Origin of the sequence: Acinetobacter sp. PFS20 (genome assembly GCF_052261015.1) — a bacterium.
Taxonomy (GTDB): Bacteria; Pseudomonadota; Gammaproteobacteria; order Pseudomonadales; family Moraxellaceae; genus Acinetobacter.
Genome location: NZ_JBPVZE010000001.1, coordinates 3633625 through 3649422, shown reverse-complemented (window position 1 = coordinate 3649422; position 15798 = coordinate 3633625). Strand labels below are relative to the sequence as shown.

General features: G+C 39.8%; 13 protein-coding genes. 7 read left to right on the top strand and 6 right to left on the bottom strand.

Annotated features, from left to right (window positions below):
• Positions 1–173: 173 nt before the first annotated feature.
• Positions 174–1412: a L,D-transpeptidase family protein gene (locus tag ACS125_RS17280; protein ID WP_004790931.1), complete on the bottom strand. Its 1239-nt coding sequence runs from the start codon at positions 1410–1412 to the stop codon at positions 174–176.
• 302 nt (positions 1413–1714) lie between these two features.
• Here ACS125_RS17280 and hemE point away from each other — a divergent pair, with 302 nt between their 5' ends.
• From hemE to ACS125_RS17260, 4 genes are all read left to right on the top strand, one after another.
• Positions 1715–2788 carry a uroporphyrinogen decarboxylase gene (gene hemE, locus ACS125_RS17275; RefSeq protein WP_443273551.1) on the top strand — a complete coding sequence of 358 codons (1074 nt, stop codon included), beginning with the start codon at positions 1715–1717 and terminating at the stop codon, positions 2786–2788.
• A 5-nt stretch (positions 2789–2793) separates the two neighbouring features.
• The gene (locus ACS125_RS17270) at positions 2794–3588 is read left to right on the top strand and encodes a DUF817 family protein (protein ID WP_312824697.1); all 795 of its coding nucleotides are present in this window, start codon (positions 2794–2796) and stop codon (positions 3586–3588) included.
• Positions 3589–3736: 148 nt separating this feature from the next.
• Positions 3737–4207, top strand: a complete 471-nt coding sequence (locus ACS125_RS17265) for a DUF3015 family protein (protein ID WP_005307224.1) — start codon at positions 3737–3739, stop codon at positions 4205–4207.
• Positions 4208–4277: 70 nt separating this feature from the next.
• Positions 4278–6161: an Lnb N-terminal periplasmic domain-containing protein gene (locus tag ACS125_RS17260; RefSeq protein WP_443273548.1), complete on the top strand. Its 1884-nt coding sequence runs from the start codon at positions 4278–4280 to the stop codon at positions 6159–6161.
• Positions 6162–6230: 69 nt separating this feature from the next.
• Here the strand turns inward: ACS125_RS17260 and blaADC are convergent, their stop codons facing one another.
• Both blaADC and folE read right to left on the bottom strand, forming a co-directional pair.
• On the bottom strand, positions 6231–7382 hold the full coding sequence (gene blaADC, locus ACS125_RS17255) for an ADC family extended-spectrum class C beta-lactamase (protein WP_443273546.1): 1152 nt from the start codon (positions 7380–7382) through the stop codon (positions 6231–6233).
• Positions 7383–7530: 148 nt separating this feature from the next.
• Complete coding sequence (gene folE, locus ACS125_RS17250) at positions 7531–8079, bottom strand: GTP cyclohydrolase I FolE (protein ID WP_001187844.1); 549 nt, start codon at positions 8077–8079, stop codon at positions 7531–7533.
• 260 nt (positions 8080–8339) lie between these two features.
• Between folE and xdhA the strand changes: the two genes are divergently transcribed.
• Genes xdhA through xdhC form a run of 3 tightly spaced genes read left to right on the top strand, consistent with a single transcriptional unit; the run spans position 8340 to position 13212 of the window.
• Positions 8340–9839, top strand: a complete 1500-nt coding sequence (gene xdhA, locus ACS125_RS17245; protein ID WP_443273543.1) for a xanthine dehydrogenase small subunit — start codon at positions 8340–8342, stop codon at positions 9837–9839.
• Between the two features lies 1 nt (position 9840).
• Complete coding sequence (xdhB, locus tag ACS125_RS17240; RefSeq protein ID WP_443273541.1) at positions 9841–12216, top strand: xanthine dehydrogenase molybdopterin binding subunit; 2376 nt, start codon at positions 9841–9843, stop codon at positions 12214–12216.
• Positions 12217–12222: 6 nt separating this feature from the next.
• Positions 12223–13212 (top strand): xanthine dehydrogenase accessory protein XdhC, encoded by a 990-nt coding sequence (gene xdhC / locus ACS125_RS17235; protein WP_443273539.1) that lies wholly within the window; start codon positions 12223–12225, stop codon positions 13210–13212.
• A 10-nt stretch (positions 13213–13222) separates the two neighbouring features.
• Here xdhC and ACS125_RS17230 read toward each other — a convergent pair whose 3' ends face one another.
• Genes ACS125_RS17230 through trpD form a run of 3 tightly spaced genes read right to left on the bottom strand, consistent with a single transcriptional unit; the run spans position 13223 to position 15794 of the window.
• A complete protein-coding gene (locus ACS125_RS17230; protein ID WP_443273537.1) occupies positions 13223–13918 on the bottom strand; it encodes a Smr/MutS family protein in 696 nt (231 codons plus the stop codon).
• Between the two features lie 10 nt (positions 13919–13928).
• Complete coding sequence (gene trpC, locus ACS125_RS17225; RefSeq protein ID WP_017387943.1) at positions 13929–14735, bottom strand: indole-3-glycerol phosphate synthase TrpC; 807 nt, start codon at positions 14733–14735, stop codon at positions 13929–13931.
• Positions 14736–14744: 9 nt separating this feature from the next.
• Positions 14745–15794 carry an anthranilate phosphoribosyltransferase gene (trpD, locus tag ACS125_RS17220; protein ID WP_443273535.1) on the bottom strand — a complete coding sequence of 350 codons (1050 nt, stop codon included), beginning with the start codon at positions 15792–15794 and terminating at the stop codon, positions 14745–14747.
• Between the last annotated feature and the right edge of the window lie 4 nt (positions 15795–15798).

Here is a 15798-nt window from a genome sequence, read left to right as displayed (position 1 = left end):
CCAAATTTTTTATTTATCTCTTGAGAAATATATTAATGTTCTATGGAGACTAGAAAAATAGGCTAACTGCAACATGTCGTTGCATAATTGATATGGTTGTAAAGTTTTTATTGATCAATTTTTTAAGAATAAAAAACCTGCCATGAAGGCAGGTCTTTTAAAGAATATATGGATTACTCAAGGAATTTAACAGTTACGCCAGAACGTACTTTATTTCCTAAATCGTTTGCATCCCAGTTTGTTAAACGGATACAACCGTGTGATGCTGTTTTAGAAATTAAAGATGGATTCGGTGTTCCGTGAATACCGAAAGATTTTTTACTTAAACCAATCCAGATATTACCCACTGGAGCATTCGGGCCAGGTGGTAAAGAAAGAGGTTTTAAGTTTTTACCTTGTACGAAGTTCGAAGGTGAATAGCTGTACCAAGGGTTACGAGCCACACCAACTACCTTGTAAGTACCGGCCGGAGAAGGCGTATCAGTACTGCCAATTGTTGCAGGAAATGAGGCAATCATTTGGTTCCGGCTATTGAAGAGATACAATTGTTTTGCACCTTTATGGGCAATAATCAAATGAATATCTTCTGGTAAATCATTGCGTACGTTTGGAACAATGATTTTTTCACCCGCTTTTTTGAATGTCGCAGTTGGGTTAATTTTCTTTAAGAAAGCTTCATCAATATGAAACTTCTCGCCCAACATTTCGGTTACACGCGTGTAGTACAAACCTTTCATTTTAGCTTGTAATGCATAGTCAGAAGGAATCGACTCAGCATATGGGCCTTTTAGGTCAGCATCAGAAATTGTGTATTCAATAAATGCTGGTTTGGTTTGTTTAGCAACTAACGCATCCCAAGTTTCTTTGGTCAGGTCACCAGTAGGTGATAAACCATTCATTTGTTGGAATGAAGAAATTGCTTTTAATGTATTTTTACCGCTCATGCCGTCAATTGCACCTGGCGAAGCATGTGCATTATTGAGCATTACATGTGCACGCGCATAAACTGGAAGTTGGCCTTTACCAATATTTTCAGACCATTCTGCCGAGTTTAAGCTATCTAAAGTCCATGATGCAGCGGTTGTCGCAGGAGCCGTAGACGCAGTGCTGCTTTTAGCAACAGCTGGAGTAGACGCCGCGATGCCTGATTCAGCATTTGGGTCTTCAGTTTTCTGTAAATTTTGTAATGTTGTTGACGCCCGGTTTAAGTCATTTTGTTCTTGAGCGGTAATTTGTGTCGAAGCTTGAGCTTTTACAGTTGAAGCTGCATCTACTGCTAAAGGATCAATCGGATCTTCTACAGGAGCTGATACCTTTTTAGGGTTCAGGGGTTGCTCAGTTGTTGAAGCAGCAAAAGCAACATTAGCAATAATACAACTTAAACTCATAGCGAGTAATGAGCGAACAAACATGTAATTCAACCTTAAGAATTTTCATATAAGCAATAGGGGATTGATCTAATCTCAAAGTGCATAAAATTACCAATAACTCATTTCTATGAGCCCAAGATTGGTAATTTAGTGATTAAAAGAATATCCAATAACCCCAATGTAACATGTTGCAAGTATTGCAGAAAACCCCAAGGCTTGCAGTAGACTTTTGTGTAAATATGCATTTTTTAGTAGATTGACGAGTTTTTTGTGTGAAATTGAAATTATAAAAATGTCTCTATTTTTGATATGATGCTGCCACATAAAGAAGATAGAGATTGGTAATGACGACTTTGAAAAATGATCGTTTCCTCCGTGCTTTGTTACGCGAACCTGTAGATACCACACCAGTGTGGATGATGCGTCAAGCAGGGCGTTATTTGCCTGAATATCGTGAAACACGTTCAAAAGCAGGTGATTTCCTATCTTTATGTAAAAATACAGATTTTGCCTGTGAAGTGACTTTACAACCTTTGCGTCGTTACGACTTAGATGCAGCAATTTTATTTTCAGATATTTTAACTATTCCAGATGCACTCGGTTTAGGACTTTATTTTGAAACTGGCGAAGGCCCTAAGTTTCAAAAGACCGTACGTACTGAACAAGAGGTCGCAAATTTACCAAAGTTAAATGCAAAATCAGATCTTGATTATGTGATGAATGCGGTAAGTACAATTCGTTCTGCTTTAGATGGTCAAGTTCCACTGATTGGTTTCTCTGGAAGCCCTTGGACACTTGCAACTTATATGGTTGAAGGTGGTTCAAGTAAAGAATTCCGTTTTACCAAGCAGATGATGTACGCTCAACCAGAAGTTTTACATGCTTTGCTTGATCATTTAGCAGACTCAGTCATTGACTATTTAAATGCTCAAATTGATGCTGGTGCTCAGGCCATCCAGATCTTTGATAGCTGGGGTGGGGCATTAGCACACCGTGAATATGTCGAATTCTCTTTAAACTACATGAATAAAATCATTGCAGGTTTACAACGTGAGAAAGATGGCCGACGTATTCCTGTTATTGTGTTCACTAAAGGTGGCGGTCAATGGTTAGAGCCAATGATCACAACAGGTGCAGATGCTTTAGGTTTAGATTGGACGACACCATTAAATACGGCTCGAACTACAGTGGCTGGACGTGTCGCTCTGCAAGGGAATCTTGATCCGGCTGTTTTATATGGTTCGGCTGCTTCAATTGAGAAAGCAGTAAAAGCGATGTTGGACGATGCCTACGCTAATGGCGAAAAGACGGGTTACATTGCTAACTTGGGCCATGGGATTACTCAATGGGTAGACCCTGCACAACCAAAAATCTTTGTAGATACAGTGCATGAGTATAGTGCTAAATATCTAGGATAGTTTTTGTGCAATATCTAACTTTACCGTTTCAATTTATCGGCAAGGCTGTCTCGGCAGCCTTGTTTGGTATTCTGCTTTTAATTGCTTTTGCTTTAACAGCACCGATGGGAAGCCATGAATACATGGGGTTCTATCGTTATGATTATTTACTGACTTATGCAGTTTTAATCCAGATCTGCTTACTCTATTTAAAACTGGAGTCATGGGCAGAAGCCAAGGTTATTGCTTTATTTCACGTTATGGCGATGTGCATGGAAATATTCCTAACGCATCCTGCAATTGCATCATGGCAATATCCACAGCCCGCCGTATTTAAAATCTTAACTGTGCCTTTATTTGCAGGCTTTATGTATTCAGCTGTGGGTAGTTTTTTTGCACGTTCAATCCGACTGTTTCAAGTGTCTTTTGAAAAACTTCCAAGTTTTGGAGCTATGCTGTTACTGGCATTTTTCTCATATATAAATTTTATGAGTAAATTTTTTGTTCCAGACATTCGCTATATTTTATTCGCGATTAGTATTTTTATTTTTTGGAAAACAAAACTTTATTTCCAGTTAAATGAACATAAATTTAAAATCCCGATGTTACCTGTTTTGTTTACACTCGCGTTTCTGATCTGGATTGCTGAAAATATAAGTACATTTTATAAAATCTGGCTTTATCCAAGTCAGGTCGATGCTTGGCATATGGTCGGTTGGGGCAAGCTAGGATCGTGGTATTTATTATTAATTTTAAGTCTCGTACTCGTGCTCAAAATATTAGGCAACAGGGATAATCAAGGTAACTGGAATTTAAGATAATTTTTCTTTTGCACTTTTTATCATATTGTTTATTTTTTAATTGCTAAATCACAGCCTTCTCGCTATCTTTAATATCGTGTAATAAGAATTACACATAACAATACAACACATAAGAAACAATCAATAATGATTTTGGAGATTTACATCTATGTTAAAAAAATTAGCTTTAGCTGCTTTATTAGCAGCTGGTTCAAGTGTTGCAATGGCTGACAACGATGTGGGTTGTGGTGCAGGTACACAAATATGGGCTGGTAAAAAAGGAGTAGCGCCTAAAATTCTTGCTGCAACAACAAACGGTATTTTTACTAACCAATTACTAGGGATCACTTTCGGTACTTTAGGCTGCCGTCAAGGCGGAACAGTAACAGCGCAAGTTGTAACATTCACAAATGAAAATGCAGAAGCTTTAGCACGTGATATGGCTGTAGGCCAAGGTGAAAGCCTGAACGTACTTGCTGAGTTAATGCAAATCAAACCTCAAGACAAAGACCGTTTCTTTAAAGTTTCAAAAGCAAACTTTGGTGAAATCTATTCTGCAAACAACCAAAATACCCTTCAAGTTTTAGCATCACTACAAACTGTAATGGCTAAAGACGACGTTTTAAAAGCTTACGTATAAGTTTGAAATTGAAAACCCTGTCGTTTGGCAGGGTTTTTCTTATATTTAATGATAAAAATTGATGAGCTTAATGAAGTCAGTTGTTTTAGTTTTTGCCTCTTTGGCAGTTAATATTGCGTATTCAGCAGATATAAATCCATCTATTCAAAAATATTGGTCAATTGCAGAACAGAAAAACTTAGATCAAGACATTACCTGGCAAAGGCTTATGTATGCCAATAAAGACCATAAAAGTGAAGTGACTTATTCTGGCTATTTCATGTCGGAAAATGGGAAAAATAATTTAAAAGAAGAACTGAAAGCGGATATCTCGGCATTATTTATGCCCGCTCAAGATAATCAGTCGATTCGCTGTAAATTTCCGGCACGCAGTCAATGGCTTATAAAAAAAGTAGGCATTCAAGAAAATGAATTGCCTCAAGTGAAGTGTTCAGAGTTTGAAAATTGGATTGGGCAGATTAAGCCTCATAAAGCGACATTAATTTATGCGACAGATTTTATGGGCAATCCGAGCTCAATGTTTGGCCATACTTTATTGCGTTTAGACCCCAAAGATCAGCAACAATTAAATTTAGTTTCTTACGCTGTAAATTATGCAGCAACTGTAGCAGGTAACGACAACTGGTCATATGCATGGAAAGGTTTAACAGGGCAATATCCGGGTGAATATTCACTCATGCCTTATTACCGTAAGGTAAAAGAGTATGGTGATTTTGAAAGCCGTGACTTATGGGAATATGAGTTAAATTTAACACCTGAAGAAACACGGTTTTTAGTAAGCCATATTTGGGAAATGCAACATGTGAGCTTCCCTTATTACTTTGTAAGTGATAATTGCGCCTATCGATTGTTAGGGTTAGTCGATTTAGTAAAACCTGAATCTAACTTACAAGAAAAATTTACTCATGCTTCCATCCCAATGGAAACTATTAAAGCGATGCAGCAGCAAGGGTTAACTAAAGCTCCTGTATATCGACCTGCTTTAGAAACTCAGTTATTGGCCCAAGCTCATCAGCATGGTGCCTCACTAGCGAAGGTGGCTCATCACATTGCGATGATGCCAACACAGCAGTCTTCTCAAATTTTAAAATCATTTAGTGAGCAGGATCAGGCTAAAATTTTAGAGATGGCCTATGATGATTTATATCTTCAATTTACGAGCCGTAAAATAGAAGAAAGCGTTGCTCAGCCGCAGTTGCGGCAGCTTTTAGCACTCAGAAGTCAGATTGATTTAGACAAACAGCGTCAAGAACCTAAAAGACCAACAAAAGTGCCAACTCAAGGTCACAATGCACGTAATATTTCAGTTAAAGCTGGTGAGGTGCAAGGTGATAAGTTTATCGAAATTGGTCATCGCCAAGCCTACCATGACTTAATAGATCCTCAAGGAGGATACCGTGCGGGAACTCAATTACTTTTTTTAAATGGTAATACACAGTGGCGAAATGATCATTTAAAGCTAGAACGTCTGGATCTGCTAGAAGTAAATTCTTATAACCCGATTCAACCTTTTAAAACGCCGCTGAGTTGGGGATTTAATTTAGGTTGGCGTCAGGAAGCGATTCATGATGGTACTTTTAGTGAAGAAAAACAGCATGGCGTAGCGAATTTTAATGCTCAAGTCGGATATAGCTTTGCTGACTATGAACGCAAACATATTTGCTATGGGCAACTACAAACCTACCTACAAGCAGGCTCAAATCTAGATAAAGGATGGCGCATAGGGATGGGCCCAACTTTAGGTTGTATGAATCAGTGGTTTGAACACTTCAACTCTGTGGTGCAAATTGAATTGCCCTATTGGGAAGACCAAAACCAATGGAATTTGAGAGTAAATACTCAGTGGCAATATGTGATTAATAGTAATAATACCGTTCGATTAAACTGGGATTATGAACAACAAAATCATCGAGACTGGATGAAATCAAGTCTAGGATATGTTTGGTTCTTTTAAATAGCATTATGAATAAAAAAAGGGAAAAATGAATGAAATCATTTCTCCCTTTTTTGTTTTAGCAAAAGATTATTTCTTTATTGCATTTAACACCGCATAGGCTGCTTTAATGCGTTCTTCATTGGGAATACGTTTATTGGTTAACATGACTAAACCAATATTTTCTTTTGGAATAAACACGACATAGGTTCCAAAACCGTTGGTTGAACCAGTTTTGTGGAACATCTTGACTGAAGGTTCTTTTGAAATAGCTGTCACTTTATTAGATTTCATTACGATTTGCTCTGAATTACTGTCTAATAAAGTCTGTAATGGTGCTGGATAAGAGAACTCTTCCCAACCTAATGCTTGATACGTCGTACCCACTTGGTAGAAACCTTGATGTGTTTCATTAATTGCGCGTTGAATATCTGCCGGATATTTTTGTGGATTTAGATTGGCATTAACGAAACTCAGCATATCAGGTAAGGTCGATTTAACGCCGTACGCAGGTGCATCTAGCGGGCCGGGGTTAACTCGAATCGGCTGATTTTCTTGGTTATAGCCAAATGCATAGTTTTGCATTTGAGTTTTAGGCACATTTACATAGCTATGTTTTAAGCCAAGATTTGGAAAAATGGTTTTTTCTAAGACTTGGTCGAAAGGTTTGTTCATAGACAAAGCAACAACTTTTCCAAATAAACCAATGCTTGGATTTGAATATTGTCGATATTCACCGATTGAGTTTTTAGGCTTCCAGTCTTTGAAAAAAGTTAAAACTTGCTGGTCTGTTTGGACTTCATCTGGAAACTGTAAGCCAAGGTTGCCACTTGTATAAGTAGCAAGTTGAAGTAAGTTAACTTGGTCAATCGGTGTGTTTTTTAATTCTTTCCAATATTTTCCGGGAGTGTCTTTAAAAGAAATTGTTCCTTTTGTTTTGGCATATCCGCCAGCTGTAGCAGTAAATAATTTACTAACAGAACCTATCTCAAAAATGGTACTGCTATTTACGGCTTTTTTATCTTGAACGGATTGTAGACCATAATACGTTTCATACTTTTTATTATTTTGGATGACGCCAATAGCCATACCGGGCACATCATATTTTTCTAATAAAGGTTTAAAATTTTGATCAACCAGTTTCTTAATTTCTTGCTCTTTTGATGTATTCTCTGCATAAATTGAGGTACTAAAAATAAAAAGAGGGGATAAAAGTAAGCAAGAAATTTTGTTAAATCGCATGATTAACTCATAAATTATTTAAAATTAAAGATGTGTACTTTTATAACAAAAATCACATAATTTGATTGTTATGTTTTATAGAGTAAGTGCTTTATCTAAATATAAAAAAAGCCCAACTGAGTCGGGCTTTTTTGCAGTAGTCACCAGATTAGTAGCTTTCTGGAACTGCACTTAAGAATTCACGGCGTGCTTCTTTGTCAGTTTTAAAATCTCCGACAAAAGAAACTGTACGAGTTGTAGATTCCTGTTTACCTACACCACGCATCATCATACACATATGTGCTGAATCGATAACGACAGCAACACCACGTGCGCCAGTCACTTCAGCTACAGCTTCAGCGATTTGCTGAGTTAAATTTTCTTGAATTTGCAAACGACGAGCAAACATCTCGGTAATACGCGCAAATTTAGATAAGCCAAGAACTTTGCCTTCTGGTAAATAGGCAACATGAACACGGCCATAGAATGGGAGGAGATGATGTTCGCAAAGCGAATAGAATTCAATATTCTTCACCAATACCATTTCATGGTTATCTGATGGGAAAACCGCATTATTGGTGACTTCTTCTAAAGTTTTACTATAGCCAGAAGTTAAATATGAAAAAGCTTTAGCCGCACGCACAGGCGTATCTTTAAGGCCGGGACGATTAAGGTCTTCACCGACGGCAGTCAGAATGTTTGCGTACGATTGCTGCATTGACATAAGGCGTATAAATTTACTCTATTAGACAAGCTCGGCATTGTATCAGAAACATGACCTGATGTTCATAACTCGTCGCACTATATTTATCCTGTTCGGCATGCATTAGATAAATGGTGAATAAATTTCATGTTTTTTATCGTTAATAGTCAATTATTTGAGCATGAAATGTGCAACTAATATGGGTAAGTTATAAATGATCGCCTGATGGCATCATATTTGCAAATATGCCGTACTATAGAGCATAAGGATAAAACATGTCAGAACGTCCAATCACCTTTTTTTTTCGTGGTAGTCAGCAACAAGTAGAAAATGTATTACCCACCATGACAGTCTTACAATTCTTGCGAGAATATACTCAAACGGGTAAGACTCGGCAGACTGGTACAAAAGAGGGCTGTGCTGAGGGCGATTGTGGTGCATGTACAGTAGTGATTGGTGAGTTGGTCAATGACAATCTGCAATTGCGCAGTGTGAATGCGTGTATTCAGTTTTTACCGACTTTAGATGGTAAAGCCCTGTTTACAGTAGAAGATCTGCATAATTTATTGCCTACACAAGATGGAGCACTTCACCCAGTACAACAGGCAATGGTGGACATGCATGGTTCACAATGTGGTTTTTGTACGCCCGGTTTTATCATGTCCTTATGGTCAATGTATGAAAATGAAAAACAACCTCCAAGCAAAGATCAAATCAGCGATTATATTTCTGGAAACTTGTGTCGCTGTACAGGCTATCGCCCTATTTTAGATGCAGCACAAAAAGCATATGACTATCCACGTGTTGTATTAGAACGTCAAAAGGTACTTGATGTATTAAAAGAGATTAAAGCATTACCCGCATTGCATTTGAATGATCATGGTCAGCAATTTTTTGCACCAAAGACTTTGCAGGATTTTGCCGCATTACGTTTGCAGTTACCGCAAGCACGTATTGTCGCTGGTAGCACAGATGTCGGTTTGTGGGTAACCAAGCAGGGCCGTGATTTAGGTGATATGCTTTATATCGGTCAGGTTGAACAACTGAAAAAGATTGTAGTTACCAACCACGCTTTAACGATTGGGGCAAATGTAAGCTTGAGTGATGCACTCATCAAAATTTCAGATTTTTATCCTGACTTTCAAGAATTACAGCGCCGTTTTGCTTCCATGCCGATTAAAAACGCGGGAACTCTAGGTGGAAATATTGCAAATGGCTCGCCTATTGGTGACTCAATGCCGGCATTAATTACGCTAGGTACACGATTGATTTTGCGTGTAGGTGAACAGACCCGTGAAATCACCTTGGAAGATTTTTATCTAGATTATCAAAAAACAGCATTACAGCTTGGTGAATTTGTTGAAGCGATTGTTATTCCACTTCGTGAAGGGCAGACGCGTTTTAAATTTGCCAGCTATAAAATTGCCAAACGTTTTGAGCAAGATATTTCTGCGGTATGTGCAGCTATTTCATGTGAGTTAGATACTCATTATGCTGCTCACAATGTGAGAATTGCTTTTGGTGGCATGGCTGCTATTCCCAAACGTGCAAAATATGCAGAAGCCATATTGGAAGGTCAGCAACTTACAGCAGAATTGATGGTTCAGGCACAGTACGTGTTGTCGCAAGACTATCAGCCTCTAGATGATGGACGGGCTAGTTCGGCATATCGTTTACAAGTCGCGAAAAACTGTTTACAGCGGTTTTATGTAGAAAAAATCCTGTCTCAAGCGATCACTCGTGTGAATGACTTGATTGCTCTGGTGGAGATCTAACATGAACCAAACCATTGACTTAAGTGTTTCTAAAAAGTCTGCTAAAGCAGGCGACTCCATTCCACACGAAAGTGCACATTTACATGTGACTGGGCAGGCAACTTATATTGACGATTTACCCGAACTTGAAAATACCATGCACTTAGCGGTCGGATTTTCGAGTTGTGCCAAAGGTAAAATCAGTAAGTTTGATTTGGATGCAGTACGTCAGGCTGATGGCGTCCATGCAGTTTTTTCAGCAAAAGATATTGAGGTTGAAAATAACTGGGGACCAATTGTTAAAGATGACCCGATTTTTGCCGAGGAACAGGTCGAATTTTATGGACAAGCCTTGTTTGTGGTTGTTGCCGATAGTTATCAGCAAGCCCGTCAGGCAGTTCGGTTGGCAAAAATTGAGTATGTGCCAGAAACCCCGATTTTAACAATTCAAGATGCGATTGAAAAAGAATCGTGGGTGTTACCGCCTGTCGAATTTAGTCATGGTGAAGTTGAACAGGCATTTCAAAATGCTGCACATCAACTTTCAGGTGCTATTGAGTTGGGTGGGCAAGAGCATTTTTACCTAGAGGGACAGATTTCCTATGCTATTCCACAAGAAAATCAGGGCCTAAAAGTCTATTGCTCGACACAACATCCAACAGAAATGCAGTTGCTGATTTGTCATGCATTAGGCATGAATATGCATCAGGTGAGTGTGGAAAGCCGCCGTATGGGTGGTGGTTTTGGTGGTAAAGAGTCGCAGTCGGCACAATGGGCATGCATTGCATCTTTGGCAGCACAAAAAACAGGCCATCCCTGTAAATTACGCTTAGACCGTGATGATGACATGAGCGCTACAGGCAAACGTCACGGTTTTGCATATGAATGGTCGGTGGCTTTTGATGACACTGGTATTTTGCAAGGCCTAAAGGTGCAATTGGCTTCAAACTGTGGTTTTTCGGCTGATCTTTCTGGGCCTGTGAATGAACGTGCTATTTGTCATATTGGCAATGCCTATTATTTAAATGCGGTTCAGTTGCGTAACTTACGCTGTAAAACCAATACTGTTTCCAATACGGCATATCGTGGTTTTGGTGGACCGCAAGGCATGTTTGTCATTGAAAATATTATTGATGACATTGCTCGTTATTTAGGTTGTGATCCGGTTGAAATTCGGCAGCGTAATTTCTTTGCTGAGCAGCCCGGTGCCGGACGTGATCGTATGCATTATGGGGCAGAAGTCCGTGATAATGTTGCTCCTCGACTGGTGGCTGAATTGTTGCAAAGTAGTGATTATGCGAAACGTAAACAGACCATTCATACCTTTAATCAGAACAATGACATCATTAAACGCGGTATTGCGTTAACACCATTAATGTTCGGTATTTCGTTTAACGCCGTGCATTACAATCAGGCAGGTGCATTGGTTTATGTGTATATGGATGGTACGGTCGCCATTACGCATGGTGGTACAGAAATGGGACAGGGGCTATATACCAAAGTACGGCAGGTTGCTGCACATGAGTTGGGTTTACCAATCGATAGTGTTCGCTTAATTGCAACCGATACTTCTCGTGTGCCAAATACATCGGCAACCGCAGCATCGAGTGGAGCGGATTTAAATGGTAAAGCTGTGCAAAATGCCTGTATTAAAATTCGTGAGCGTCTGGCAAAACTTGCAGCAGAAATAAGTCAAAGTGATGCTGAGCAAATCCAATTTGAAGATAGTATGGTTTCAACAGCGAATGGACATTCATGGACATTTCCTGACTTAGTTCAACGGGCATATATGGCACGTGTGCAACTATGGGACAGTGGTTTTTATAAAACACCAGAAATTCACTACGATCAGGTCAACCATTTAGGGCGTCCATTTTTCTATTATGCCTATGGTGCAGCAGTCAGTGAGGTCGCAATAGATACCTTAACTGGGGAAATGAAAGTATTACGGGCTGACATTTTGCATGACGTTGGTCAGTCGATTAACCCTGCAATTGATATTGGGCAAATTGAAGGTGGCTTTGTTCAAGGGATGGGGTGGCTCACCACAGAAGAGTTGTATTGGCAGCCACAAGGCCCACATGTAGGACGCTTGTTTACGCATGCACCTTCAACTTACAAAATCCCGACCAGTTTTGATATTCCTCATATTTTTAACGTCAAACTGTTTAATAACCAAAATCAGGCAGACACCATCTATCGCTCCAAAGCGGTAGGTGAACCTCCATTTATGTTGGCATTATCTGTTTTCTCTGCAATTCGTCAGGCGGTACAGGCGGCTATTCCAGAAAATGCACCGCTCGTACTTAATGCGCCAGCAACTGCCGAAGAAATTTTAAGTGCAATTGCTATTGGACGGGGACAAACTTTGGCTGACCGCCCACAAGCTAAAATGTAGAAGATTATGCAATATTTACAATGGTGGACTGATTTTGTGGCGTGGCAAGCCGATGCTGTGCCTACGGTATTGGTAACAGTGGTACGCGCTGATGGTTCAACACCACGAGAAGTTGGTGCAACAATGTTATTGCGGCTTAATTTGCAACAACAATGGCAGCAGTCGGATACGATTGGGGGCGGGCATCTAGAGTTTCAGGCTATTGATATTGCGAAAGCAATGTTAAGAGAAACGGAAGCTTGTGTGAGGCGTGTTGAGCGATTTAACCTCAGTGCTCGGTTGGGACAGTGTTGTGGCGGAGTAATGTGGTTATTGTTTGAAAAAATATCACCCGCTGTAATTACCTCAGATTTATCCCATTGTTTGCAAGCATGGCGAGCCGGACAGCGTATATGGCGTACAGTCTCACGTCAACACGCATCCATTTGGCAGATTGTGGATATGAACAAGGAACAGCAACCATGTTTCGAGGTTCAGCCTGCCAGCAGTGACCAATGGCAATTTGACCAGCAGATTCAACCTTATGCCATGCAAGTGCTGATTTGTGGCGCGGGGCATGTGGGTGAAGCAATTGTCCGTTGTTTATTGCCTATTGGTGTTAGTGTGAAATGGATTGATCCGCGTGATGATATTTTCCCATTAGACTTATTAGAGCAGGTGCAATGTTTAACGACTGATGCATTAGACGCCGAAATTGAACATTTTGATCGTTCGGGTGCAATTTTAATTTTAACCCATGATCATCAACTAGATCTGCAACTGTGCTTTGCAGCTTTAAAACCTGCGCCCAAGCCATTTGCTTATGTTGGGATGATTGGCTCAAAAAGTAAAAGGGCTATTTTTGAGAAACGTATGCTGACGCGCGGTTATGCACCAGAAGCATTACAATGTTTAGTTTGCCCGATCGGGATAGAAGGGATTTCATCGAAACAACCTGCAACGATTGCCGTTGCAGTGGTTGCTCAATTATTACAGGTGTTTGATGTGAAGAAATGATCTTTTGGGATCATTTCTTTTGTTCGAACTTTGGATTTTTTTCTGCACGTTTAAGCAGTACGAGAACGGCACCTGTGCCGCCTTGATTTTCAGGTGCACTTACAAAAGCTAAAACATCGCGGTGCTGACGTAGCCATCCGTTGACATAGGTTTTTAAAACAGCTTCAGGGCCTTTACCATGTACAATCTTGACAACATTTTGATTTTCATCTTTTGCCATTTGGATAACTTGTAAAACCGCGTCACGTGCTTGCTCAATCGTACAGCCATGTAAATCTACAGCTTCAAACCAGCGCATTCTTCCAGCTTTTAAGTCTTCGAAAACTTTATGCTGAAGTGTGGCAATGCGATAGCTTAGCGTTGCTTGACTTGCTACAGGATTTAGAGCGGCTTGAGTGTCTGATAACTCGGCATGTTCAGTTTCACGACCACCTTCGGCGGCTGCACGTTTAGCGAGTGTTTGAGCATCAATTTTTTTTGTGCGAGGCGTTCTTACATCAGCAATATTATTATTGTTGATGGGCTTAACACCTGCTAGAGCACTTTGAAACAGGTTTGCATCTTCCAATTCTTCAGACTCAGCCTGAGGTTTTGGGGCCTCAGACTGACTTGCGATTTTGCTTGAATGAGGATTGGAGATTTGCTTTTTAAATTGCTTCAGTAACTTTTGTTGCTCTTTAGAAAGCGATGAATCTTTATTACTCATATATCTTCTATTAAACCGTTTGGGGTTGTCCAAAAAGGGCTGTAAAGGCTTGATCTGGTCTTGGTTGTTTCATAAAACTTTCGCCAACCAAGAAGGTGTGAATATCATTTTCTTGCATCATACGAACATCATCTGGAGTGGCAATACCACTTTCAGTCACAAGTAAACGTGATGATGGAAGCAAATTTTTCAAACGAATTGAGGTATTTAAATCTACATCAAAGGTTTTTAAATTACGGTTATTCACACCTAATACACATTGCTCAGACAACTTTAAAGCACGTTCCAGTTCTTCTTCGTCGTGAACTTCAACCAATACATCAAGCTGATGTTCAAAAGCAGTTTTAGACATTTCTTCAAGTTGTTGATCTGACAAAGATGCAACAATCAATAAAATACAGTCAGCATGTAATGCACGTGCTTCAACTACATTATATGGATCAATCAGAAAGTCTTTACGCAAAGCAGGTAAAGCACAGTGGCTTCGTGCAATGGCAATATTTTCATCCGCACCCTGAAAAAAATCAACATCAGTTAAAACGGATAAACATGCTGCTCCAGCTTGTTCGTACTGCTCGGCAATTTCAGCAGGATTAAAATCTGCACGAATAATGCCTTTTGACGGAGACGCTTTTTTAATTTCAGCAATTACGGCAGGGCGTTTGTGCTGTAAAGCTTTTGCAAAGCCTCGTACCGGAGTCGCAGCTTTTGCTAGTTCTTCAACATCTTGCAAATTACGTTGTTTTAAACGTGCAGCAAGTTCCTCATGTTTACGGTCAACAATTTTACCTAAAATGGTATTTTGAATATTAATCATGAGAAGTCCTTAATCTGCCTGACATTGTTTTAATGTTTTGGTAAATTCCGCCAAAACACTCATTTTCTCTAATGCTTGTCCGCCATAGATAATATCTTGAGCGAATGAAACAGCTTGAGCATAGGTTTTGGTAATGCCTGAGACATAAATACCTGCACCTGCATTAAGCGCAATCATATTTGCTGCTTTTTCACCAATGTCAGATTTATTTTTACCTAATGCATCTTTAATCAGCTTTAAGCTTGCTGCGGCATCAGCTACCACTAAACCATTTAAGGTTTGTGATTCAATCCCGACATCTTCTGGATTAAGCGTCCATTCGGTAATTTCGCCGTCTTTAAGTTCAGCAATAGCAGTAGGAGCAGCAAGGCTAATTTCATCAAGTCCATCTTTTGAATGAACCACCATGACATGCTCTGCACCCAGTTGCTTCATAACCTCGGCAATCGGACGGCAAAGTTCATCTGAAAACACGCCAATCACAAAGCGTTTTACACCAGCCGGATTCGTAAGCGGGCCAAGTAAATTAAAGATGCTACGAACACCAAGCTCTCGACGTGGTCCAACAGCATATTTCATTGCTTTGTGGTGGTTTGGAGCAAATAAAAACCCTACACCCATCTCACGGATGCAGCGTTCAGTTTGTTGCATGTCTAAATCAAGATTAATACCTGCTTGCTCAAGTAAGTCAGATGAACCTGATTTGCTTGAAACGCCACGGTTACCATGTTTGGCAATGGTTGCACCTGCCGCCGCAATCACAAAGCTTGAAGCAGTAGAGACATTAAATAAGTTTTGACCATCGCCACCCGTGCCGACAATATCAACTAAATATTTGATATCACTGACATCAATCTTGATGGCAAATTCACGCATAACACGTGCGGCAGCAGTAATTTCGTCAATACTTTCACCTTTCATGCGAAGGCCCATCATCAAAGCACCAATTTGTGCTTCGGTTGCCTCACCTTGCATGATGCTGCGCATAATGTCTTCCATTTGCGGCTGAGTCAGGTGAATATTTTTTGTAATATGGTTAAGTGCTTGTTGAATGTTCATAAAT

Bases quoted from the DNA above. Each gene is read 5' to 3' on its own strand.
- xdhB (WP_443273541.1), top strand. From the start codon at position 9,841: ATGAACCAAACCATTGACTTAAGTGTTTCTAAAAAGTCTGCTAAAGCA.
- trpC (WP_017387943.1), bottom strand. From the start codon at position 14,735: ATGATTAATATTCAAAATACCATTTTAGGTAAAATTGTTGACCGTAAA.
- xdhC (WP_443273539.1), top strand. From the start codon at position 12,223: ATGCAATATTTACAATGGTGGACTGATTTTGTGGCGTGGCAAGCCGAT.
- ACS125_RS17260 (WP_443273548.1), top strand. From the start codon at position 4,278: ATGAAGTCAGTTGTTTTAGTTTTTGCCTCTTTGGCAGTTAATATTGCG.
- ACS125_RS17280 (WP_004790931.1), bottom strand. From the start codon at position 1,412: ATGTTTGTTCGCTCATTACTCGCTATGAGTTTAAGTTGTATTATTGCT.
- trpD (WP_443273535.1), bottom strand. From the start codon at position 15,794: ATGAACATTCAACAAGCACTTAACCATATTACAAAAAATATTCACCTG.
- ACS125_RS17265 (WP_005307224.1), top strand. From the start codon at position 3,737: ATGTTAAAAAAATTAGCTTTAGCTGCTTTATTAGCAGCTGGTTCAAGT.
- folE (WP_001187844.1), bottom strand. From the start codon at position 8,079: ATGCAGCAATCGTACGCAAACATTCTGACTGCCGTCGGTGAAGACCTT.
- hemE (WP_443273551.1), top strand. From the start codon at position 1,715: ATGACGACTTTGAAAAATGATCGTTTCCTCCGTGCTTTGTTACGCGAA.
- blaADC (WP_443273546.1), bottom strand. From the start codon at position 7,382: ATGCGATTTAACAAAATTTCTTGCTTACTTTTATCCCCTCTTTTTATT.
- ACS125_RS17230 (WP_443273537.1), bottom strand. From the start codon at position 13,918: ATGAGTAATAAAGATTCATCGCTTTCTAAAGAGCAACAAAAGTTACTG.
- xdhA (WP_443273543.1), top strand. From the start codon at position 8,340: ATGTCAGAACGTCCAATCACCTTTTTTTTTCGTGGTAGTCAGCAACAA.